Source organism: Meiothermus sp. Pnk-1, from assembly GCF_003226535.1.
Lineage (GTDB): Bacteria > Deinococcota > Deinococci > Deinococcales > Thermaceae > Allomeiothermus.
Map to the genome: position 1 here is coordinate 45,871 of NZ_QKOB01000005.1, position 17,827 is coordinate 63,697.

The window sequence follows — 17,827 nt, forward strand, 5'->3', positions numbered from 1 at the left end:
ATCTCCTAGCAGGCTCACCGGTTGGCGATCCCCCACAGCGTGAACAAATAGCGCCGGATGGCGAAGATGAACACCAGCGCGGGCACGATCAGGAAGAAGCCGCCGGCGAAGCGGAAGGGGAGGGGGGAGTCGTTGAGGGCGGTGAGGAGGAAGGCGGGGAGGGTGCGCTCGCGCAGGGTGAGCAAGGTGGCGGCGAAGACCTCGTTCCAGGAGATCACGAAGGCGAAGATGGCCGTGGCGGCCAGCCCGGGCAGGGCCAGGGGCAGCACCACCTTGAGGAAGGCCTGGATGCGGGTGCAGCCCAGGGTCCAGGCGGCCTCCTCGAGCTCTTTGGGGATCCCCAGGAAGAGGCTGCTGGTCACCAGCACCGCGAAGGGCAGGGCCAGGGCGGTATGCACCAGGGCTACGCCCAGCGCGGTGTCGTAAAGCCCCAGGCGGATGAACTGTACCGAAAGGGGGACGGCCAGGATGGCCAGCGGGAAGGCGCGGGTCATGAGGATGAGCAGGCGGTAGGCGTCGGCCCCGGCAAAGCGGTAGCGGGCCAGGGCATAGCCGGCGGGAGCGCCCAGGAGCACCGCGAAAAGCAGGGTCAGGCCGGCGACGATGACGCTGTTGCCGATGGCTTTGCCCACCCCCGCGACCCCGAAGAAGAAGGCGATGGTTTCTAAGGAGAAGCGTTGTGGCAGGATGCCCTTGGGCCAGGCGAACACCGAGGCCCGGTCGCTGAAGGCCAGCGTGGCGATGAGGAAGATGGGCACCAGCACCCATAGCGCCAGCAGCACGGCCAGCGCCAGATAGATGGTGCGGGGGTTCACGCGGCTACCTCCTGTCGGGGGCGCAGGAGCCTGAGGTAAAGCAGCGTCGCCAGCCCCGAGATGCCCAGGATCAGCACCGCGTACGCCGCCGCTACGCCGGGGTTCTGGTAGGCGTTGTACCAGAAGTAGGCTTCCCCGGCCAGCACCGGCAAGTTGCGCCCACCCAGCGCCACCACCACCGCGAAGACTTCCAGCGCCAGGATCGTCCGCAGGATCAGCGCCACTTGCAAGCTGGGCATCAGCAAGGGCAGCGTGACCCGCCAGAACCGCCGCCAGGGCGTCGCGCCGAAGACCTCGGCGGCCTCGCCGTACTCCTTGGGGATGAGCTGCAACCCCGCCACCAGGATCACGAAGACGATGGCCGTCGCCCGCCAGACCTCCGCCGCCACCACCGCCAGAAAGAGCATCGCCGGGGTCTCGTAGCTCAGCCACAGCCTCGGCTCCTGGATGAGCCCCAGGGCTTGCAGGAAGCTGTTGAGGTAGCCCCGCTCGGTGAAGATCGAAAGCCACACCAGGCCCGCCGCCAGATCGGAGATGCCCAGGGGAATCGTCCAGACGTACAAAAACAGGTCGCGCCCCTTGGAGATTCCCCCCAGCAGCATGGCCATGCCCAGGGCTAAGATTACCTGCAAGGGCACCACCACCACGGCCAGGAGCACGGTGTATTTGACGGCATCCTTGAAGTAGAGGTCGGCGGCCATGCGCTGGAAGTGCTCGAGCGTCCACCCCTCGCTTCCCCGCACCGACAGCAGCAAGGCCTCCACCAGCGGCCAGGCGAACAAAAACAGCAGGAAGATCACGCTGGGCAGGACCAGCAGGTAGGGGATGTACCGTTCACTGCGCATAGGCTCCTTTGGCTGTCAAATCCTGAAGCAGCTGGCGCGGGTCGTGCGTCGTACGCAAAAAGCCAAACGCCAAACGCAAGACGCCTTGACCCTAGACCCTCGACGCCCGCGGGAAGGGGTAACCACGAGCCACGCGCTGCGGGTCATACGCCTTCGACCATCACTCTGGCTAGTTCACCGGGCAGGGGCCTTCGCTGGCGGGGTCGGGCGACCAGCAGGGGGCCTTGGTGTCGTTCATGACCCGCCGCAGGTTGACGGCCTCGCTGTCGAGCACGCGCCGGATCTCCTCACCCCGCAGGATGATGCGGGCGAAGGTGTCCTGGAAGACCTTGTTGTACTCCCCGCCCTTGGCCCCCAGGCCCACCGGCAGCAGGCTGGGCAGGGCGACATTGCTCTGGGCCTGCCGGGCGATGGCATCCGCAGCCATGCGGGTGCCCTGCGGGAGGTTGTCGGGGAGCTTGATCTGGATCACCGGGAAGAAGCCGTTTTGTACCAGGGTGGCGATCTGTACCTCGGGACGGGTTAGGTACTCGATGAGGGCCACCGCCCCGGCCCGGCTGGGGGCGCCTTTAGGAATCCCCAACCCGGCCAGCACCGGCATGAAGCCGCGGCCATAGGGCCCGATGGGAGCGGGGAAGGCCACGAAGTCGTTGGGCCGCTGGTTGAGCGCATCGCGCAGGCGGGCGATGTGGTCCCAGGCCACCCACACCTCGCCCGACAGGAGCGGCTCTTGCATGAAGTCGTAGGTGGTGGCTTGGGGGTTGACGTACTGCCAGATCTCCTTAAACTCGGCCCACATGTTCTCGGCTTCTTCGCTGCGGAACTTGCTCACCGCGCTCTTGGTGTAGGAGGGGTAAAGGTAGCCCTGGGTGAAGCGGTGCATCAGCCCCCGGGGGCCAGCGGGGAAGCCCAGCAGGCGCTTGCCGGTGGCTCTTTGCAAATTGGCCCCCCACTCTTTGAGCTGGGAGTAGGTGAGGGTGTTGAGGCTGGCCTTGGCCGGAAGATACGGCAAGGCTTGCTTGTTCGCCACCATGATGTAGGTGGCCTGCATCCAGGGGATGTAGTACTGGTTGGCCGTGCCCATCTTGCCCAGGCCGACGAAGGTGGGGGAGAACTTGCGCTCTTTGAGCTGAGCCATCACGTCATCCACCGTGTCCATGGCCCCGGCGGCGATGAGGGGCGGGAAGTCGCCGTGCAGCCCCCCCACCAGGCTGACGTTGACCCTACCGGTCTTGGCCTCGGAGAGAATCCGGCTGGTGAAGGGGGCGTTGTCCTCGGGGATGAACTCCACCCGCCCGGAGAAGTCCTTGAGGATGACCTGGCGCATGCGCTGGGCCTCCTCGATGGGGGTGAACTGGGTGGAGACAAACAACACCGATGGCGATTGGGCGAACACCGCGGCCAGGGCCACCAGCGCCGCCCCCATCAGACTGAAGCCGATCCACTGCCTTCTCATACCAAACCTCCTTCTAGCTTTGCGGCGGCCCATCCGACCCCCGCAGGATCAACTCGGGCACCCAGATCTCCTGCAACTCCTCGGCGGCGGCCCCCCCCAGCCGCGCCAAGAGCATCTCCACCAGGCGCCGGCCCATGGCGTGGAAGGGCTGGTGCAGCGTGGAGAGGGGAGGGTCGGTGTAGTGGGCTAGGGGAATGTCGTCGTAGCCGATGACCGAAACCTCCCGCCCGGCCTTGAGGCCCCGCTCGCGCAGGGCCCGCAGGGCTCCGAGGGCCATGAGGTCGTTGGCGCACAGCAGGGCGGTGGGGGGCCGGGGTAAGCCCAGCAGGGCCTGGGTGAGCCGGTAGCCGCTCTCCTCGCTCAGGTCGCCCTCGAGCACCCACTCCGCCCGCAGGGGAAGGCCCGCTTCCGCCAGCGCCCGTTGATACCCCTTCAGGCGGTGCTGGGCGAAGTTGAGTTCGTGAGGGGCTCCGATGTAGGCGATGTGGCGGTGGCCCAGGTTCAGGAGGTGCTGGGTGGCTTTGTGAAAACCCTGCTCGCCGTCGATGTCCAGGTAGGGGAAGGGCTCGTCGATCAGGTCGCTGCGCCCGTGGGCCACGAAGGGGACCTTTCGCTTGAGCAGGTACACGATGCGCTCGTCCAGGCGGCGGGTGCGGGCGAGCACCAAGCCGTCCACCCGCTTGCTCTCGACCAGGCGCTGGTAGCAGGAGAGCTCCTGGGGACCCGGGGGGCTGGTGGTCACCAGTAAGTCCAGGCCCACCTCGGACAGCCCCTCGCCCAGGCCAGCCAGCAGCTCCAGGAAAAACGAATCGGCGAAGCGCCCCTGCGGCGCGGGAATCACCACCCCCACGGTCTCGGCCCGGCCTTTGCGCAGGCGCTGGCCCAGGGGGTTGGGGCGGTAGCCCAGCCGGGCGGCGGCCTCGAGCACCCGCTCCCGGGTGGCCGCGCTCACCCGGCTGGAGTTGTTGAGCACCCGCGAAACGGTGGCAATCGAGACCCCAGCCAAGGCCGCCACCTGGCGAATGTCGGGGGAATGGGAGTCGGGCACAAAACCTCCACCGGGGCTAAAAACCCCATTGCTGAGATGATGTAAACGTTTTCTATACCCTAGCACTTGTTCAGGGTTTGGTCAAGGGCCCGCAGGGCGGCGGGCCGGTGGAGGGGGGGTGGGTTTTTCTTTACACTGGAGGGAAGTGTATGAAGATTCATACCCAGTTCGCTCCAGGCAAACCGCTGTTCTCCTTCGAGTTCTTCCCGCCCAAGACCGAGGAGGGCGAGGCCCAACTTTTCCGCACCTTGCACGTCTTAAAACCGCTCCAGCCGGCTTTCGTCTCGGTGACGTATGGGGCAGGGGGGAGCGCGCGAGGCAAAACGGTGGAGTGGGTAGGGCGGATCAAAAAAGAGGTGGGGCTCGAGGTCATGGCCCACCTGACCTGCGTGGGCGCGACGCGCGAGGAGATAGGCGAGGTGCTGGAGCAGCTGCGTCAGGTAGGGGCCGAGAACCTCATGGCGATTCGGGGTGATCCTCCTAGAGGCCAGCAGGAGTTTCGCCCGGTAGAGGGCGGCTTCCGCTACGCCAATGAACTCATAGCCTTCATCCGCGAGCGCTACGGCGACGCGTTCTGCATCGCCGGGGGCGCTTATCCCGAGGGGCATCCGGAAGCGCCTAGCCTCGAGGCCGATCTGCGCAACCTCAAACGCAAGGTGGATGCCGGGCTGGATTTCCTGGTTACCCAGCTTTTTTTCAACAACGCCCTGTACCTGGGTTTCGTCGAGCGGGCCCGCAAGGTGGGGATCGAGGTGCCCATCGTGCCGGGGCTGATGCCCATCACCAACTTGGCCCAGGTGCGCCGCTTCACCGAGATGTGCGGGGCCAGCCTGCCGGGGCCGCTCTTGGCGCAGCTCGAGAGGTTCGCCGACGACCCGCAGGCGGTGCTCGAGATCGGGGTGGAACACGCCACCCGCCAGGCGCTGGAGCTGCTCGAGGCGGGGGCGCCGGGGATTCACTTCTATACCCTCAACAAATCCCCCGCCACCCGCTGGGTAGTCGAGAACCTGCGCAGCCGGATGGCCCGATCCGCTTGATGTGTGCCCTCCCCAACATCCTGGGCCTCAGGCTTGGGATAATGCGGGTATGAGACTGGACGGGAAAGTCTACCTCCTCACCGGTGGCGGTGGCCCGGTGGCGGCCGCCATCGCGGAGACCTTCGCCGCCGCGGGGGCCAGGTTGGCGCTGGCCGATATCCACGCCGAGGCCGTCCAAGAGCGCGCAAGGCGGCTAGGGGGGCTGGGGTTTGGCCTCGATCTGACCGACTACGCGGCCACCGAGGCCCTGGTGAGGGAGGTACGAGGCCAGATGGGGCGGCTGGATGGGCTGATCCATACCGTGGGCGGCTTTGCTTTCGGGCCGGTCCGGGACGCCGACCCGGAAGTCTATGAGCGGATGTTCGAGCGCAACGTGAAGACCCTGTTTTACGCGGTGCGGGCGGTGCTGCCGGGGCTGCTCGAGCAGAAAGACGGCTTCATCGCCGGCTTCGCTGCCGCTCCTGCCTGGGAGGGAAAGGGGCCCAACAAGGCCCTGTACGCCGCCGCCAAGAGCGCCGCCGCCACCTTCTTGCGCTCGCTAGACGGAGAGCTCGAGGGCACCGATATCCGGGTCGCGATCCTCTACCCCATGGGCACCGTCGACACCCCGGACAACCGCAACGACCAGCCCGGCGCCGACCCCAGCGGGTGGATCGACCCCGGCGAGCTCGCGCAAGCCCTGCTGTTTGCCGCTAGCCGCAGCCGGCGCGGGCGGCTGCTCGAGCTTCCCGTCTTCCCCCCGCGATAGGGGCGGAGCTATAGGGTAACGTAGGAGGGTATGGATTTAGCTACCCTCGTCGAGCAGATCTCCTACCTGGGCATTTTCGCCATCGTACTGCTCGAAACCGGTTTTCTGGTGGGGTTTTTCCTTCCCGGCGACACCCTGCTCATCACCGTGGGCCTGCTGGCGGCGACCGAGAAGATGAGCCTGCCGGTCTCGCTCTTGGCCCTATTTTTGGGTTCGGTATTGGGCAACAACCTGGGCTACTACTGGGGCCGCTTGCTGGGACCCCGGCTCAAAACTCGGGTCCGTCCCGACCTCTACGCGCGGGGGCAGCGTTTCTTTGAGCGCTTCGGGGTCTTGGCGATTGTCTTCGGCCCTTTCGTGCCGGTGGTGCGCACCCTGACCCCCTTCTTATCGGGTTCGCTAGGGGTTCCCTGGCCGCGCTTCGCCCTGTTGAACCTTGTCGGAAGCATCCTCTGGACCCAGGGCGTGACCCTGGCGGCTTGGCGGGTGGGAGAGTTCTTCCCTCACCTAGACCGCTACATCCTGCTGATCGTGGCCCTAGGGGTGCTGGTGGGGGCGGTTCCGGCGGGCCTCGAGTATGTGCGCCACCGCGGGGGGGGCGCGCGGAAAAAGTCAAAAGGCCAACAGCCCCCTCCGGGTCAGCAGCCATAAAAGCCGCGGGACAGGCGGTTTAGGCCAGGGGCGAGGCTTTGCCCGGGGGAAAGGCGGCAAAGTTCCGGGGGCGACCTTCGTCGGAATTGGCCCAGGCCATCCCTCCTACGCGCGCCACCAAGCCCGGCGCGGCTTCTGCGGCAGGTGGATGCCCAGAAAGGCCCCCACCGAGTCGGCCAGCAGATCCAGCACGTCGGCCTGTCGCCCGGGGACAAAGCTTTGGTGAAACTCGTCGCTGAGGCCATAGGCGACCGCGATGGCCCAACCCCAGCGCGGGCTACCGCTGCCTTTGGCCAGCAGCCAGCCCAACAGCCCATACACCCCGGCATGGACGAACTTGTCCCAGGGAGAGGGGATGCCTACCCGCTCCCCACTTTGGGAGGAGAGGTAGAAGATCCCCCCCATCCAGCCCAGGGCGAGGATCAGGTATAGGGGGCGGATCACCCCTCCGCCTCCACCAGCTCCACCAGCACCCCGCCTGCCCACTTGGGGTGTACGAACGCGACCGGGTGCCCCCCAAATCCGGGCCGGGGGCTGCTGTCGATCAAGGGTGCGCCTTCGGCCGCGAGCCGGGCCAGCTCGGCCCGGATATCCCGGGTGGCGAAGGCCAGGTGGTGCAGCCCTGGCCCGCGCTTTTCGATGAACTTGGCGACGGCGGAGTCGGGGCGAGTAGCATAGAGGAGTTCCAGCCGATCCGCTCCGCTGCGCAGCATGTATACCTGAACGCCTTGGCTTTCCACGCGGCCTTGGGCCTCGAGCCTATACCCCAGCCGCGCGTAGAGTTCGGCGGCTTGCTCGAGGTCGGTTACGGCGATTCCTACGTGATGTAGCTTCATGCTACCAAGGTATCCCAACGTTCCAGTAAACGCGGTGGAGAAAAACGGGCTAGTCGTATCGCCAGGCCTCTAGGGGCTCACCGGCAGCAGGCTGACCGGGCCGTAGGCCAGGTGGGTGGGGGTGAACCCCAGGGCCTTGGGACCGAACGGGCTTTGCAAGCTGGGGTCGCCTTGCAGGTCGTAGATCACCAGCTCGGCGCCCCGGCCCAGGTAGAGGTAGTTGTCCAGGCTGACGAGCCCGGCCTGGTAGGCCTCCTCGGGGTTGGTGGTGGGCAGCAAGGTGTTGCCGTCCAGCCGGGCGAAGCCCTTAGGGCCGAACCCCACGATCAGGCCCTGCCCGGCGGTGAGGCTGGAAAGCCCCCGATCCGGGATTCGGCGGGGCGCAGAAGGGGTGGCGGTAGAGGAGGTGGGGGTCCAGGTAACGCCCTCGCTGTTGCCGTTCAGGCTATCGCTCAGGAGCACGTACAGCTGCCCCAGCGGGTAGCGGAAGTCGCGGAGCTGGGGCAAGACCAGCGCGCTGGTGAACGGCTGCTGGTAGATGGTGGTGGGCGTATTGCTGGGATCGGGAAAGAATCCCAGGGTGAAGTTGTTGCCCGCCCCGTCTACGTAGGCCAGGCCGTCCCCCGGCCCCAGGGCGAAGCGGGCGTTCTCCGAGAGCGAGGCCAGAATAGCCAGGTTGAGCTGGTCGCTGCTGGTGAGCCCGGGGGTGCTCTGAAGGGGACGCCAAAGCTGTAGGCTGCTACCGCTGCGGCAGACCACCAATAAGTAGCTCGAGCCCGGGCGCAGATAGCCGCTGGGACAGGAGAAAGCGGGGCTCAGATTTTGCGTCAGGGTTTCCGTCGGCAGGGGGGTTTGGTCGCAGTCGAAGGAGGGGATCTGCCCGATCTGAGGGCCTTCCTTGATGGCGCTGGTGTCGTAGCGGAGCAGGCTCGAGGGGGTCAGCACCCACAGCTTGCGCGCGTTCTGGTCGAAGAAGAGGTCGAGTATATCGGCCCTCACGTTGCAGGTTGCTAAAGGGGTGAGCGGCTGCGAAAACTCGGGGCGGTCGGGGCGCAGGGCGAGAGAGTTGTAGAAGCGAATCTGCTGGCCGCCCGCCGCCACGAAAAGCTGCGGCACGGCCTCGCCGGTGCTCCCGCTACAGGCCGAAAGGGCTAGCCCTAAGCCTATGGCGATCCCTGCCAATCGGAACCACGGTAGTCTCATGGGGTACTCCTGTTGCCGAGCCCGGGGAATTGAAAGCCGCTTTGGTCGAGGAGGAAGTCGGCGGCCTGTCCGCCGTAGAGGAAGGAGAGGGTGGCGGCGTTTTTCTGGGCGTCGAGGGTGAAGCGCATGGCCCAGCAGCAACGGTCCAGAACAACCACGATGCGCGGCTTGAGCAGGCCCAGAAGGGAATCCCCGGGAAAAGCGCTGGCGCTGCCGCTGAAGAAGGCGCTGAGGAAAAGCCGCGTGCGCTCGGCGCCCACGAAGCTGAAGGTGGGGCCAAAGTCGCTCACCACGAGGGCGAACTTACCGCTATCGGGTGTGCGGTTGAGGTTGAGCCCGCCCTGGATGGCTAGGCCCGGGGGGTCTTCGGGCAAGAGCGGGGCCGGGAAGACCTCGAGGCCCCCGACGAAGCTGAGCGTTTGCAGGTAGTGGTAGGGCTGGTCCCGCTCGGGGAAGTGCCATACTCCCCGCAGGGTCAGGGTACGACCGGGGTCGCGGAGGATCTGGCTGAAGCTGAGCAGCGGGTTCTTGACATACCCGTCGCGAAAGTACCACACCCCATTTAGGCTCAAGTTGGTGTTGCTGAAGCTGTTGCTGTAGGCCAGGGTAAGGTTGGCGGTGTCCTCGCTGGGGTCGGTGATGGCCGGGTCGGGGATCTGGAAGCGGAACGCATCGCTGAAAGACAGGCTGTGCACACCCCAGATGGCCCGGGCGCTGCCGGAGAGGGTAGCCGGGGTGTTTTGCGCGGGGTTGGCGTCGGTGACGGTTTGGCTGAGGGTATAGCTGTCCAGGTTGTCGCGCAGGGTGAGCGAGAAGGTGGTGTTCTGACCCCAACCGGTATTCAGGTCGCGGGCGTGCGAGAGCGAGACGTTACCGCCTGGTAGGGCATAGCCCGCGCTCAAATTCAGCGGCCCCCAGCGCTGCACCCCCCGCTCCTGCCAGTCCCAGTTGTAGCTGGTGTTGACCCCGAAGCTGAAGGGTTGCGGGGTGTACTGGAGGGAGCCGGAGGTGGTGAGGTTCTTGCCCTCGTTGAGGTCGCGGGTGTGGGTCAGGGTGGTGCGCAGCGGGCTCGAGGAGTAGCCCAGGGTAAGGGTTAGCGCATCGTAGGGGCTGGTGTTGAGCACCCCCGGGTTGAGGCTGTTCTCGAGCAGCCGCGTGGTGGAAGCTGAGAGGCTGAAAGGCCCCTGGGTATAGTTCAGGTTGATTCCCAAGCGGGTCTGGCGGGTGGCCCGCTGGGAGGGGGAAGGGTCTACCCCGGAGAAGGGGTTCTCTCCCTCGCGGGCGGTGCGGTTGAGGCTCAGCGAGAGGCTGAAGGACCCTAGCACCTGGCGGAAGCTGGCCGAGGTGGTCCAATCAATCTGGCGCTCGTATTCGCCGTCCGGGTTGCGGGTGCTGTAGTAGTAGCCCAAGAAGCGGTTGCTGAAGCTGAAAGAGGCCCCGCTCCAGAGCTGGGCATTGTACGATTCGGCGTGCTCGAGCAGGGCCCGCCCGGCGTAGCCGTAGCTGCCGAAAGCCTGGCGGGCGCTGCGGTTGGCCGGGTTGGGTGGCGCCCCGTAGATGCCGACCACCATCCGCGCGGTGAGGCTGAAGCCGCCCGCGCGGTACCCCTGGGGGAAGCCCACCTCTACCTCGGGGATGCGCTGCACGTCGCCCGGGCGCGGGGTGAGGGGGTCGTGGTCGATCACCCCGCGCAACGAAAAGCGTAAGGTCGGTTCACCCCGGCGCTTGCTGATGTTCACGTCCACGTCAGTGAGTAAGGCCCGCCCCCCGAGGTTTTCGAAACGGCCGGGCAGCGCATCGCTAGCCGCGTCGTCGCGCTTGAGGTTGACCTCGTAGCGCCAGTCGGGTTCCTCTAGTCTGTACTCCGCGCTGTACTGGAGTTGGGGGACCCCCGGTAGGTTGGGGTTGGGCGGCAGGAGCAAAAAGCGGTAGTGCTCGCGGGCCACGTCGGTACCCCAGTGGTCGAACCCCAACCCCCAGCCGCGGTTCTCGTAGTAGCGCAGCAGGGTGAAGCCGAGGCCGAAATCGCTCACGTAGGGCAAGTCGGCCTGCGCCCACCAGCCCAGGGTGTCGTCCTGGCCGAGCTCGAGCCGGGGTCGCCGCTCCGAGAGGTGAAGCAGCAGCACCGGCAAGTAGAGCACCGGCTGGCCTTTGAGGAGCACCCACACCCCGCGGGCGATGATGCGGTCGCCGGGGTATAGGAGTACCTCCTTGGCCCGGAAGCCATAGTCGTCCACCGCTTGCCCGCAGCGGGCGCAGGGGGTCAGGTAGCCTTCGCTGAGCAGGATCTGCCCGGCGGCCCGTTGGCAGAGAGGGCCGGTGAGGTCGAACTGGCCGGACTGGATCTTGACGCTTATGGCCTCGAAGCTATCGTCGCTGGCGTCAAGATCGAGCTGCTCGGCCTCCACCACCCGGTTTTCCCTGTCGTTGAGCCGTACCGCGCCGAGCAAGTGCAGCTTTTTCCGGGTACGGTTGTAGATGATCCGCTCCGCTTCGATTCGGTCGTCACCCCGCACCATCCGCACCGGGTTGCCGGTGAGGATGATGATCTCCTCCGTGCCCTCGTTGCGCAGCTCGAGCCGGTCGGCCTCGACGATGCGCAGGGTACGGGCTTGGGGAGAACCCTCCGCAGGGGCGCTTTGGGCCAGGGCGGAGAGAAAGAGCAGAAAAACGGCCATTCCCCCGGTCCATTTCATCCACGACCTACAGCTCACCTGCGCCCTACCCCCAGCAGCACAACCCCGGCTACGGCGTAGAGGGTTCCCGGACCCCAGGCTGCGAGCAGCGGCGGCAGGGCTCCCGACTCGCCCATGATCCGGCCCACGCTCCAGGTGGCGTAGTAGAAGAAAGTCAGCACCACTACCCCCACCATACCCAGGTTCCGGCTGCCGCCCAACAAGAAAAACGACAGCCCCACCGCGAAGATCGTGAAGGCAAAAGCAGCGGCGGGCTCGGCCCACTTGCGGTAATAGGCGGTGAGTTCGGCGTGGTAGGGGAGCCCGCTTTGCCGGTACTGCTGGATCCGGCTTCTGAGCTCGGCCAGGGTCAGGGCGGATAGCCCGCCGGGGGCATCCTGGGCCAGCTCGATCAAGGGTACGGTGCCTCTCCCAAAGCGGGCTACCGTGCGGGGGCGGCTCCCGGCGTAAGTGACCCGGCGGCCCCCCCCGAGCACCAACTGCCCCCCTTCAAAGTGGGCGCGTTCAGAAAGCAGGATCTCCTCGGCGGTGATGACCCGCACCCCGCCAATCCCCCCCTCGTCGGCTTGGCCCACGTAGAGGATGCGCCCGTAGGCATCGGTAAAGGTGCTGCCAGGAACCAGCAGCGCTCGAGGCTTTTGAAACACCGCCTGGCGCAACAGGCTCTGCCCCGCCTGGGTAGCCTTGGGGGCGATGCTCTCCCCGATCAGCACCCCGCCGATGAAGAGTACTGCCGCCAACAGCAAAAGCGGGAAGAGCACCCGCAAAGGAGAAATTCCACCGGCCAGAAATGCCTTGAGTTCGGATTCCTCGCCCATTCTCGAGAGCACCAGGAGCAGGGCAAACAGCATCGCTATGGGCAAGCCGCGTACCAAAGCCTCGGGTACCCGGAAGGCCAGGTACTGGGCTATCACCCAAGGGTCGGCTCCCCGTTGCAGCAGCGGGGCCAGCACCTCATACAAGTAGCCCCCGATGAACGCCAGCACGATCACTGCTAACCCGCCCAAGACGGCAGCCCCTACCTCGCGCCAGAGATAACGATCCAGCGGACTCATCGCAATAACCTCACCGTGCCCCAGGCGGCAAGGGCGCCGTACACCAGGTTGGGAAGCCAGGCGCCGTAAGCCCCCCAGACGTCGAACTTGGCGAACTGCGCCGAGGCCGTCCAGAGTACCCAGTAGCCGAAGATCAGGGCCACGATGCCGATAAAAGCCCAGGCTGATTCACGTAAAGACAACCCCACCACAATAGCCAGCCAAGCCAGCACCAAAGCCCCCAGGGCGTTGGCGTAGGTGCGGGCCAGGGTGAAGCGCACCGAAGGGTCTACCCGAGCCGCTGCGTGCAGGTCTGGGAGCCGTAGGGTGAGCGCCCCCGAGGAACTGCTCTGAGGGACGAACCGTGCTGGGAAGGGAAGGGGTTGGCGGCTTACTTGGGTGACTTTGCCGTCCGGGTCCACCCGGTAGGCGTCCTCGAGCTGCCAGGATTTTTCCAGCCAGCGCCCCCGGTCGGCGCTCCAGATGGCTCCTCCGGGTTCGATCACCCGCACGCCCTCGAGGCGGGCCCCCTCAGGGTCGGGGTAGATGTGCTGCGCATAGTAGACCCCCAGACCCTCCGGTGCATAAACCTTATCGCTAAGCACCCCCGAAAGCTGGGCGCCGTAATAGATCCGGTACTGCACGGCGTCGAAACGCGCCTGAGCCTCGGGCTTGATCCAGCCTTCGTTCCATAAGGCTGCCGCCGATACGGCCAAGCCCAACAAGAGCACTGGCCAAATCAAGCTTCTGGGAGGCACTCCTGCTGCGTAGGCCGCTTTGAGTTCGGATTGGCGAATCCAGCGGGATAAGGTGACTAGCAGGGAAAATACCAACCCCAGCGGTAAGGCGATCCCCAGCGTGTAGGGAAGGCGGTAGAGTACCAGTTGTAGCACGTCGGAAAGCGGGGTGTTTTGGCGCAACAACACTCCCGACAGCGAGGAGAGGAGATCTGTGGTCAGCAAGCCGATAAAGATCAGGATGCCGACCGTGTAAAGCCCTAGGGTCTCGCGAATGAGATAACGCCGAAGCATCCTGGGGCAGTATACGCCGTTGGTCGGTGAGAATCGCCCCTGGATTGGCTAAGCCCCGGTTTCGTAGTCCACCGTCGTGAACGACGCGCTCATCCTCGTGCCGGAAGACCCCACCTTCGCTACGTCCCAAGCGGAGAACATAAGGTTTGACGTTCTCCCCAGCCCTAAAAGGGCGGGGATTCTTTCTCGCTCATCGCGAGCTACACGGGTGCGCTGATGCGGATGCCACCGCACACCCGTGGGGAACGCCATTGCCCCAACTACTGGGCCTAAGCCCAGATACTCGACACTACATCCCCATCTCCCAGGAAGACCTCAAGGCCACCCTGCGCTCCCTGAGGTTTTTGCCGTCCGGCGAAGGGGTAAACAAGGGGTAAGGAAAAAAGGAAGTCCCCGGGGCTTACCCCGGGGATTTGCCTTATCCATCGTGGTGGGCGGTAGTGGACTCGAACCACCGACCTCACGCTTATCAGGCGTGTGCTCTAACCAGCTGAGCTAACCGCCCCCGCACCAGCGAGTTCCCAATATAGCGAACTCCTCCCAACCGGTCAAGCTCCGCATTTGCCTGGCGTTTATCTGGCCAGTTGACGAACCTTCCCTCGGTCTATACACTTATATGCGCGCGTCTGGTCTATACCGGCGTGAGCAACGGGGAGTAGCGCAGCCTGGTAGCGCACACGCTTGGGGTGCGTGTGGTCGTGGGTTCAAATCCCGCCTCCCCGACCAGCTATTCGTTGGGCCCGTATAGGAACGTATACGGGCCTTATATTCACCACTTCGGCCACGCTGGAGCCGCCTCGAGCCCGCACTCTACCAGATAGTCTCGTAGAGCTCGGTAGTCCTCTACGGCTACGGGCTTGATGCCGTGGGCCAGGATGCTCTGGTGACGACGATCCAGCAACCCCTGGAGGCGCTGGGCATAATCACCATAAAGGCGCTGGGCGAGCGTACCGGTATACCCACCCCGAACATCCAGGTCGAAGGCCAGGGCCAGCGTCTCCTTGAGCCCGCGCAACCCGCTTGCTCGGTCTTTTAGGTTGACCAAGGCTTCCGGATAGGTCTCGGGCCGCCGCAGCACTACCCCGTGGCGGGCGTAGACATCGGCCTCGGCGGCCAGCTCCAGCGCCCGGTACAGCCGGGCCAGGGCGTCGTCGTAGCGCCCGGCGGCCGCCCGCCGTTCGGCGTTGGCCAGCAGGTCGGCCAATAGCTCGAAGCTGGGCGCGTTACCCCGGTTGAGCAACTCCTGGAGCCGCTCGAGCCCCTGCTTCAACCCCTGCAACACCCGCACCTTGCCGCCGTGGCCCCAGGCCTCGGCCACCGCTAGGGCGGGCTCGAGGTGCTCTCGCAACAGCTTTTGCGCGGCGGCGTGCTGAAAGCGGTCCCAGGCCACCAGCCCCTCCACCACGCCCTTCAAGTGCCGGTAAAAGCGCCGCTCCGAGGGGCTGAGTTCGCGCTGGAGGAGGGCCTCGAGGTGGGCCCCGGCCGCATCCATCTGGCCGATGTTCCAGGCTTGAACGAACTCGCCCCACTCCCGCACCCCGTAGCGCGTGGTGGGGTCTTCCAGCAGCTTCAGCCGCTCGGCCCCGCCGACCACCCTCCCCGCTTCGTCGCGCTGCTCGCCGCCCACGTAGCTAAACGTAACCCCCCGCCCCGAGAGCGCCAGCACCACCCCCGCCACCATGGGCTTGGTTCCCCCGGTCACATCGGCCACCACGCTGCGGGCTTCCCACTCCAGCGCCTTGCGCAAGGCCTGCTGAGCTACGCGGTAACTCTCCGTGAGGCTTTCGGGATCGTCCAGCAAAAAGGTGTGGTGGCGTAGGTTGGCGCCATACTCCCGCACCAACTCCGCCGCCACCACCTGAGAATCCTGGCTGGCGATAAAAACCACCCCATCCGGCGCGTGCTCCGCAAGGCTGAACTCCACAGGAGCCCGGCTGTGGCCTACTGTAGCGATGAGCACCTGTTTTATCTCCCGCATACCGACATGCTAACAGGAATGTTGCGATCCCCTTACGGGGCTTTTTGTTTGCGAATTATCCCGCCCGGTCACTCGAAAAGCGATTAGCTGAGAGGCTTGCCGCATCACGCCGGGGTCAATCCCACCGGCAGACCCTTGAAGCATTTGGTTGATGAACGGGGTGTTATGCCCGGCTTCGCGCCCTCCAGGGGAAAAAGCGGTGAGCTTCGTCCAGCACCGTCAGCACGTCGGGCATGCGGCCAGGATGCCTTTGCCTGGGCCCGACTTGCCCACGATGAGGATGCGGAAGGTTTGCCTACCGGCCACGTTCGAACTCCGAGACTGCTACAACCGGAACTTTTTCTTTTATGGCAGCCTGGTACAGGGTTTTGTCCAGGGTGAAAAATGTCAAACGCGGCCTGAACAACAAAAGGGTTTTTACCGCGGCGAGATGTACGGCATCCACCCCTTTGAGGGGGTGTTTTTGGCATAGGTCAAAGGCCAGATCGCACACACGCTTGGAAACAGGCAAAATCAGCCAATATTTTAGGTTATTTATTACAAAGTTTTGTATTTGGTTTCTTTGTTGCTTCGAAATGCGCTTATCGCGCATCATTGCGCCGGTTGCTCCGGCGATTTCTGGCAGCACCAAGTAGCACAGCCCTACTTGGCTTGCTTGGTTGTACACCTGCGCTGACAGTGCGTTGAAGCGCTCTTGGGTATGCAGTTGGATCAAGGCTCCGGTATCAAAAACGACCAGGTTATCTCCGTTGTTCGCGGACATACTCGAGGGAAGTCTTTTTCCCGGGTTTGAGTTTGACGGGTTTAGGTAGAGGGGGTTTGCCCGGCGCGGTAGGCTCAATAACTGGGAAGTCTTCTGGCCATTCCTTGATGGGGGCAGTTTTTTCTTTGGGGGTTTTCCCTTCACGCTTCATGCCCTCAGCTTATCACGCTTGGTGGGCTTGCCACAGTTCTCATGCCAGCCAGGGCCGAAGGCCACCAGGGCTTGCAGGGTGGCGATATTGCAGGTTGCGCAGGCGGCCCAGGCCGAGGTAGGGCCCGCCGGCCAGCTCGAAAGCGTTGTCTTTGGCGAAGCCAGCGATGCTCATTTACGTTTTAGCCATTTGCTGGGTGTGGCTAGAGAGTGGAAATGCGACATGCCCTTGAATCCTCTCCAATCTCTTCTCCATTCAAGCTCAAAAATTTAGCGATGCCTGCGACCAGAAGTACCCTAGGCGGCCACATCGCAAATGCCAATGCGGTCAATGAGTCGCCCTTACGGGGCTTTTTGTTTGCGGCGCGCGATTTGCGGATTCAAGTTATGCGGCAGCGCGACTCACGAAATCTCCCTGAGAAACTGCCGCACCGTGGCGATGCGGAGGCCGCGCACCTTGAGCGAGAGCAAGTGGCCTTTGTCACCGGTTATCAGCGCATCAGCTTGGCCCTCGACGGCGATTGCCAAGATCGGGTTATCGTCGGGGTCGGGCGAGAGCTGGGGGCGATGTTTGGGCTGGATCAGGATCGCGGCTTTGCGCAGCCGCGCCCAACAGTTGGGCGCGGCGGACGGGCGAGATGTGGGCTTTGAACTTAGTTTGCAAGATCCGTTTGAGTTCAGCCAGTTGAGCTTCGGAGGTGAGCAGGTCAAAACGGCCTTCGATCCAGAGGTCCAACACCTTAGCGGCGGGGCCTTGGGTCAAGGTCCCCGCCACCAGGACGTTTGTATCGAGGACGAGCCTCATCGAAGTTTCTGGTAGACCTCTCGTTCGCTCAGCCCGCTTTGAGCGCGAATTTCACGCAGGAGCGAGCCCAACTCTTGGCGTGCCTGTTCGCGCTCGAGTTCCGCCCGAAGAAGGCTGATCAGTTCCCGCGACCAGCCGCGACCGCGTTCCTTCTTGAAGCGCTCTAGGGCCTCGGCGACGCTGTTCGGAAGGGTTACGCTTCGCATGCTTATAGGCTATCACAACCGCTTTCAGCACTGCTCCTCGAGAGCGTTGCATCCCCTTACGGGGCTTTTTGTTTGCGACTGTTTTTACTCCGCGTTTTTTTGCTGAACAATATTTATTTTGTTGCAATCCCCTTACGGGGCTTTTTGTTTGCGACTGGTGATCAAGTGCAGCAAGTGCAAAAAAGAGTTTGTTCAGTTGCAATCCCCTTACGGGGCTTTTTGTTTGCGACTCCTCAAGCTCGAGGAAGCAGAGGAGGCGGGTGACAGGGAGTTGCAATCCCCTTACGGGGCTTTTTGTTTGCGACAGCATACCCCATAAAACCCCGTTCTGTACAGGGGTGCCGGAGGGTAGATTTATGAGAAAGTGGAGTTATCCACCGCCTCCCTGTGGATAAGTGGGGTGAAAAGCGGGGTTTGTGCCGATGGGTGCTTACTTCCCTGCACATTTAGATTTTGTGTCGCAGGGATTTGCGATGGAGAAGGGAAAAACTGGCTTTCAAGGTGCGCTGCGGGTGGCCCCGCTAG

General features: G+C 64.3%; 19 protein-coding genes, 2 tRNA genes and 1 CRISPR repeat array. Of the genes, 4 read left to right on the top strand and 17 right to left on the bottom strand.

Translation table 11 applies throughout. The features are described from left to right. Positions 1-14: 14 nt before the first annotated feature. The 4 genes from DNA98_RS08600 to DNA98_RS08615 form a co-directional block, all read right to left on the bottom strand. Positions 15-815 carry a carbohydrate ABC transporter permease gene (locus tag DNA98_RS08600; RefSeq protein WP_110529131.1) on the bottom strand — a complete coding sequence of 267 codons (801 nt, stop codon included), beginning with the start codon at positions 813-815 and terminating at the stop codon, positions 15-17. Next, positions 812-1,660 carry a carbohydrate ABC transporter permease gene (locus DNA98_RS08605; RefSeq protein ID WP_110529134.1) on the bottom strand — a complete coding sequence of 283 codons (849 nt, stop codon included), beginning with the start codon at positions 1,658-1,660 and terminating at the stop codon, positions 812-814. Before DNA98_RS08605 ends, DNA98_RS08600 begins: the two co-directional genes overlap by 4 nt. Before the next feature lie 169 nt (positions 1,661-1,829). Further along, a complete protein-coding gene (locus DNA98_RS08610; protein ID WP_110529137.1) occupies positions 1,830-3,116 on the bottom strand; it encodes an ABC transporter substrate-binding protein in 1,287 nt (428 codons plus the stop codon). Between the two features lie 13 nt (positions 3,117-3,129). Then, on the bottom strand, positions 3,130-4,164 hold the full coding sequence (locus DNA98_RS08615) for a LacI family DNA-binding transcriptional regulator (protein WP_110529140.1): 1,035 nt from the start codon (positions 4,162-4,164) through the stop codon (positions 3,130-3,132). A 149-nt stretch (positions 4,165-4,313) separates the two neighbouring features. On the opposite strand from DNA98_RS08615, the gene metF reads away from it, so the two are divergent. Genes metF through DNA98_RS08630 form a run of 3 tightly spaced genes read left to right on the top strand, consistent with a single transcriptional unit; the run spans position 4,314 to position 6,600 of the window. After that, a complete protein-coding gene (gene metF, locus DNA98_RS08620; protein WP_110529142.1) occupies positions 4,314-5,201 on the top strand; it encodes a methylenetetrahydrofolate reductase [NAD(P)H] in 888 nt (295 codons plus the stop codon). Positions 5,202-5,250: 49 nt separating this feature from the next. Next, the gene (locus DNA98_RS08625; protein ID WP_110529145.1) at positions 5,251-5,949 is read left to right on the top strand and encodes an SDR family oxidoreductase; all 699 of its coding nucleotides are present in this window, start codon (positions 5,251-5,253) and stop codon (positions 5,947-5,949) included. A gap of 30 nt (positions 5,950-5,979) precedes the next feature. Then, on the top strand, positions 5,980-6,600 hold the full coding sequence (locus tag DNA98_RS08630) for a DedA family protein (protein WP_110529148.1): 621 nt from the start codon (positions 5,980-5,982) through the stop codon (positions 6,598-6,600). Between the two features lie 105 nt (positions 6,601-6,705). Here DNA98_RS08630 and DNA98_RS08635 read toward each other — a convergent pair whose 3' ends face one another. From DNA98_RS08635 to DNA98_RS08670, 7 genes are all read right to left on the bottom strand, one after another. Then, a complete protein-coding gene (locus DNA98_RS08635) occupies positions 6,706-7,044 on the bottom strand; it encodes a VanZ family protein (RefSeq protein WP_174720003.1) in 339 nt (112 codons plus the stop codon). Then, positions 7,041-7,436 carry a methylmalonyl-CoA epimerase gene (gene mce / locus DNA98_RS08640; protein ID WP_110529151.1) on the bottom strand — a complete coding sequence of 132 codons (396 nt, stop codon included), beginning with the start codon at positions 7,434-7,436 and terminating at the stop codon, positions 7,041-7,043. Before mce ends, DNA98_RS08635 begins: the two co-directional genes overlap by 4 nt. Positions 7,437-7,505: 69 nt before the next feature. Continuing rightward, a complete protein-coding gene (locus DNA98_RS08645; RefSeq protein WP_129865628.1) occupies positions 7,506-8,639 on the bottom strand; it encodes a hypothetical protein in 1,134 nt (377 codons plus the stop codon). Next, positions 8,636-11,335, bottom strand: coding sequence for an LPS-assembly protein LptD (locus DNA98_RS08650; protein ID WP_129865629.1), 2,700 nt, complete (start codon positions 11,333-11,335; stop codon positions 8,636-8,638). The genes DNA98_RS08645 and DNA98_RS08650 overlap by 4 nt, the downstream gene beginning before the upstream one ends. 14 nt (positions 11,336-11,349) lie before the next feature. After that, complete coding sequence (locus tag DNA98_RS08655) at positions 11,350-12,390, bottom strand: LptF/LptG family permease (RefSeq protein WP_110529160.1); 1,041 nt, start codon at positions 12,388-12,390, stop codon at positions 11,350-11,352. Beyond that, entirely contained in the window at positions 12,387-13,400 is a 1,014-nt protein-coding gene (locus DNA98_RS08660) for an LptF/LptG family permease (protein WP_110529163.1), read from the bottom strand. The genes DNA98_RS08655 and DNA98_RS08660 overlap by 4 nt, the downstream gene beginning before the upstream one ends. A 428-nt stretch (positions 13,401-13,828) precedes the next feature. Beyond that, a tRNA-Ile gene (locus tag DNA98_RS08670) sits at positions 13,829-13,905 on the bottom strand. A gap of 144 nt (positions 13,906-14,049) precedes the next feature. Between DNA98_RS08670 and DNA98_RS08675 the strand changes: the two genes are divergently transcribed. Then, a tRNA-Pro gene (locus DNA98_RS08675) sits at positions 14,050-14,126 on the top strand. 43 nt (positions 14,127-14,169) lie between these two features. Here the strand turns inward: DNA98_RS08675 and DNA98_RS08680 are convergent. The 6 genes from DNA98_RS08680 to DNA98_RS08705 all read right to left on the bottom strand — a co-directional run bounded on the left by DNA98_RS08680 (position 14,170) and on the right by DNA98_RS08705 (position 17,302). Next, the gene (locus DNA98_RS08680) at positions 14,170-15,378 is read right to left on the bottom strand and encodes a TIGR02710 family CRISPR-associated CARF protein (protein ID WP_110529166.1); all 1,209 of its coding nucleotides are present in this window, start codon (positions 15,376-15,378) and stop codon (positions 14,170-14,172) included. A gap of 295 nt (positions 15,379-15,673) precedes the next feature. Further along, the gene (locus DNA98_RS08690) at positions 15,674-16,141 is read right to left on the bottom strand and encodes a type II toxin-antitoxin system VapC family toxin (protein WP_110529169.1); all 468 of its coding nucleotides are present in this window, start codon (positions 16,139-16,141) and stop codon (positions 15,674-15,676) included. 190 nt (positions 16,142-16,331) lie between these two features. Then, positions 16,332-16,466, bottom strand: a complete 135-nt coding sequence (locus DNA98_RS18345) for a hypothetical protein (protein WP_255418283.1) — start codon at positions 16,464-16,466, stop codon at positions 16,332-16,334. Between the two features lie 227 nt (positions 16,467-16,693). Continuing rightward, positions 16,694-16,894 (bottom strand): putative toxin-antitoxin system toxin component, PIN family, encoded by a 201-nt coding sequence (locus DNA98_RS18510; protein WP_370444441.1) that lies wholly within the window; start codon positions 16,892-16,894, stop codon positions 16,694-16,696. Beyond that, positions 16,827-17,096 carry a putative toxin-antitoxin system toxin component, PIN family gene (locus DNA98_RS08700; RefSeq protein ID WP_110529172.1) on the bottom strand — a complete coding sequence of 90 codons (270 nt, stop codon included), beginning with the start codon at positions 17,094-17,096 and terminating at the stop codon, positions 16,827-16,829. The genes DNA98_RS18510 and DNA98_RS08700 overlap by 68 nt, the downstream gene beginning before the upstream one ends. Further along, entirely contained in the window at positions 17,093-17,302 is a 210-nt protein-coding gene (locus DNA98_RS08705) for a hypothetical protein (protein WP_110529175.1), read from the bottom strand. Before DNA98_RS08705 ends, DNA98_RS08700 begins: the two co-directional genes overlap by 4 nt. 44 nt (positions 17,303-17,346) lie before the next feature. Beyond that, positions 17,347-17,609: direct repeats of the CRISPR family, unit length 36 nt; unit sequence GTTGCAATCCCCTTACGGGGCTTTTTGTTTGCGACT. Positions 17,610-17,827 lie beyond the last annotated feature (218 nt).

Bases quoted from the DNA above. Each gene is read 5' to 3' on its own strand.
- DNA98_RS08605 (WP_110529134.1), bottom strand. From the start codon at position 1,660: ATGCGCAGTGAACGGTACATCCCCTACCTGCTGGTCCTGCCCAGCGTG.
- DNA98_RS08610 (WP_110529137.1), bottom strand. From the start codon at position 3,116: ATGAGAAGGCAGTGGATCGGCTTCAGTCTGATGGGGGCGGCGCTGGTG.
- metF (WP_110529142.1), top strand. From the start codon at position 4,314: ATGAAGATTCATACCCAGTTCGCTCCAGGCAAACCGCTGTTCTCCTTC.
- DNA98_RS08625 (WP_110529145.1), top strand. From the start codon at position 5,251: ATGAGACTGGACGGGAAAGTCTACCTCCTCACCGGTGGCGGTGGCCCG.
- DNA98_RS08630 (WP_110529148.1), top strand. From the start codon at position 5,980: ATGGATTTAGCTACCCTCGTCGAGCAGATCTCCTACCTGGGCATTTTC.
- mce (WP_110529151.1), bottom strand. From the start codon at position 7,436: ATGAAGCTACATCACGTAGGAATCGCCGTAACCGACCTCGAGCAAGCC.
- DNA98_RS08645 (WP_129865628.1), bottom strand. From the start codon at position 8,639: ATGAGACTACCGTGGTTCCGATTGGCAGGGATCGCCATAGGCTTAGGG.
- DNA98_RS08650 (WP_129865629.1), bottom strand. From the start codon at position 11,335: ATGAAATGGACCGGGGGAATGGCCGTTTTTCTGCTCTTTCTCTCCGCC.
- DNA98_RS08655 (WP_110529160.1), bottom strand. From the start codon at position 12,390: ATGAGTCCGCTGGATCGTTATCTCTGGCGCGAGGTAGGGGCTGCCGTC.
- DNA98_RS08660 (WP_110529163.1), bottom strand. From the start codon at position 13,400: ATGCTTCGGCGTTATCTCATTCGCGAGACCCTAGGGCTTTACACGGTC.
- DNA98_RS08680 (WP_110529166.1), bottom strand. From the start codon at position 15,378: ATGCGGGAGATAAAACAGGTGCTCATCGCTACAGTAGGCCACAGCCGG.
- DNA98_RS08690 (WP_110529169.1), bottom strand. From the start codon at position 16,141: ATGTCCGCGAACAACGGAGATAACCTGGTCGTTTTTGATACCGGAGCC.
- DNA98_RS18345 (WP_255418283.1), bottom strand. From the start codon at position 16,466: ATGAGCATCGCTGGCTTCGCCAAAGACAACGCTTTCGAGCTGGCCGGC.
- DNA98_RS08700 (WP_110529172.1), bottom strand. From the start codon at position 17,096: ATGAGGCTCGTCCTCGATACAAACGTCCTGGTGGCGGGGACCTTGACC.
- DNA98_RS08705 (WP_110529175.1), bottom strand. From the start codon at position 17,302: ATGCGAAGCGTAACCCTTCCGAACAGCGTCGCCGAGGCCCTAGAGCGC.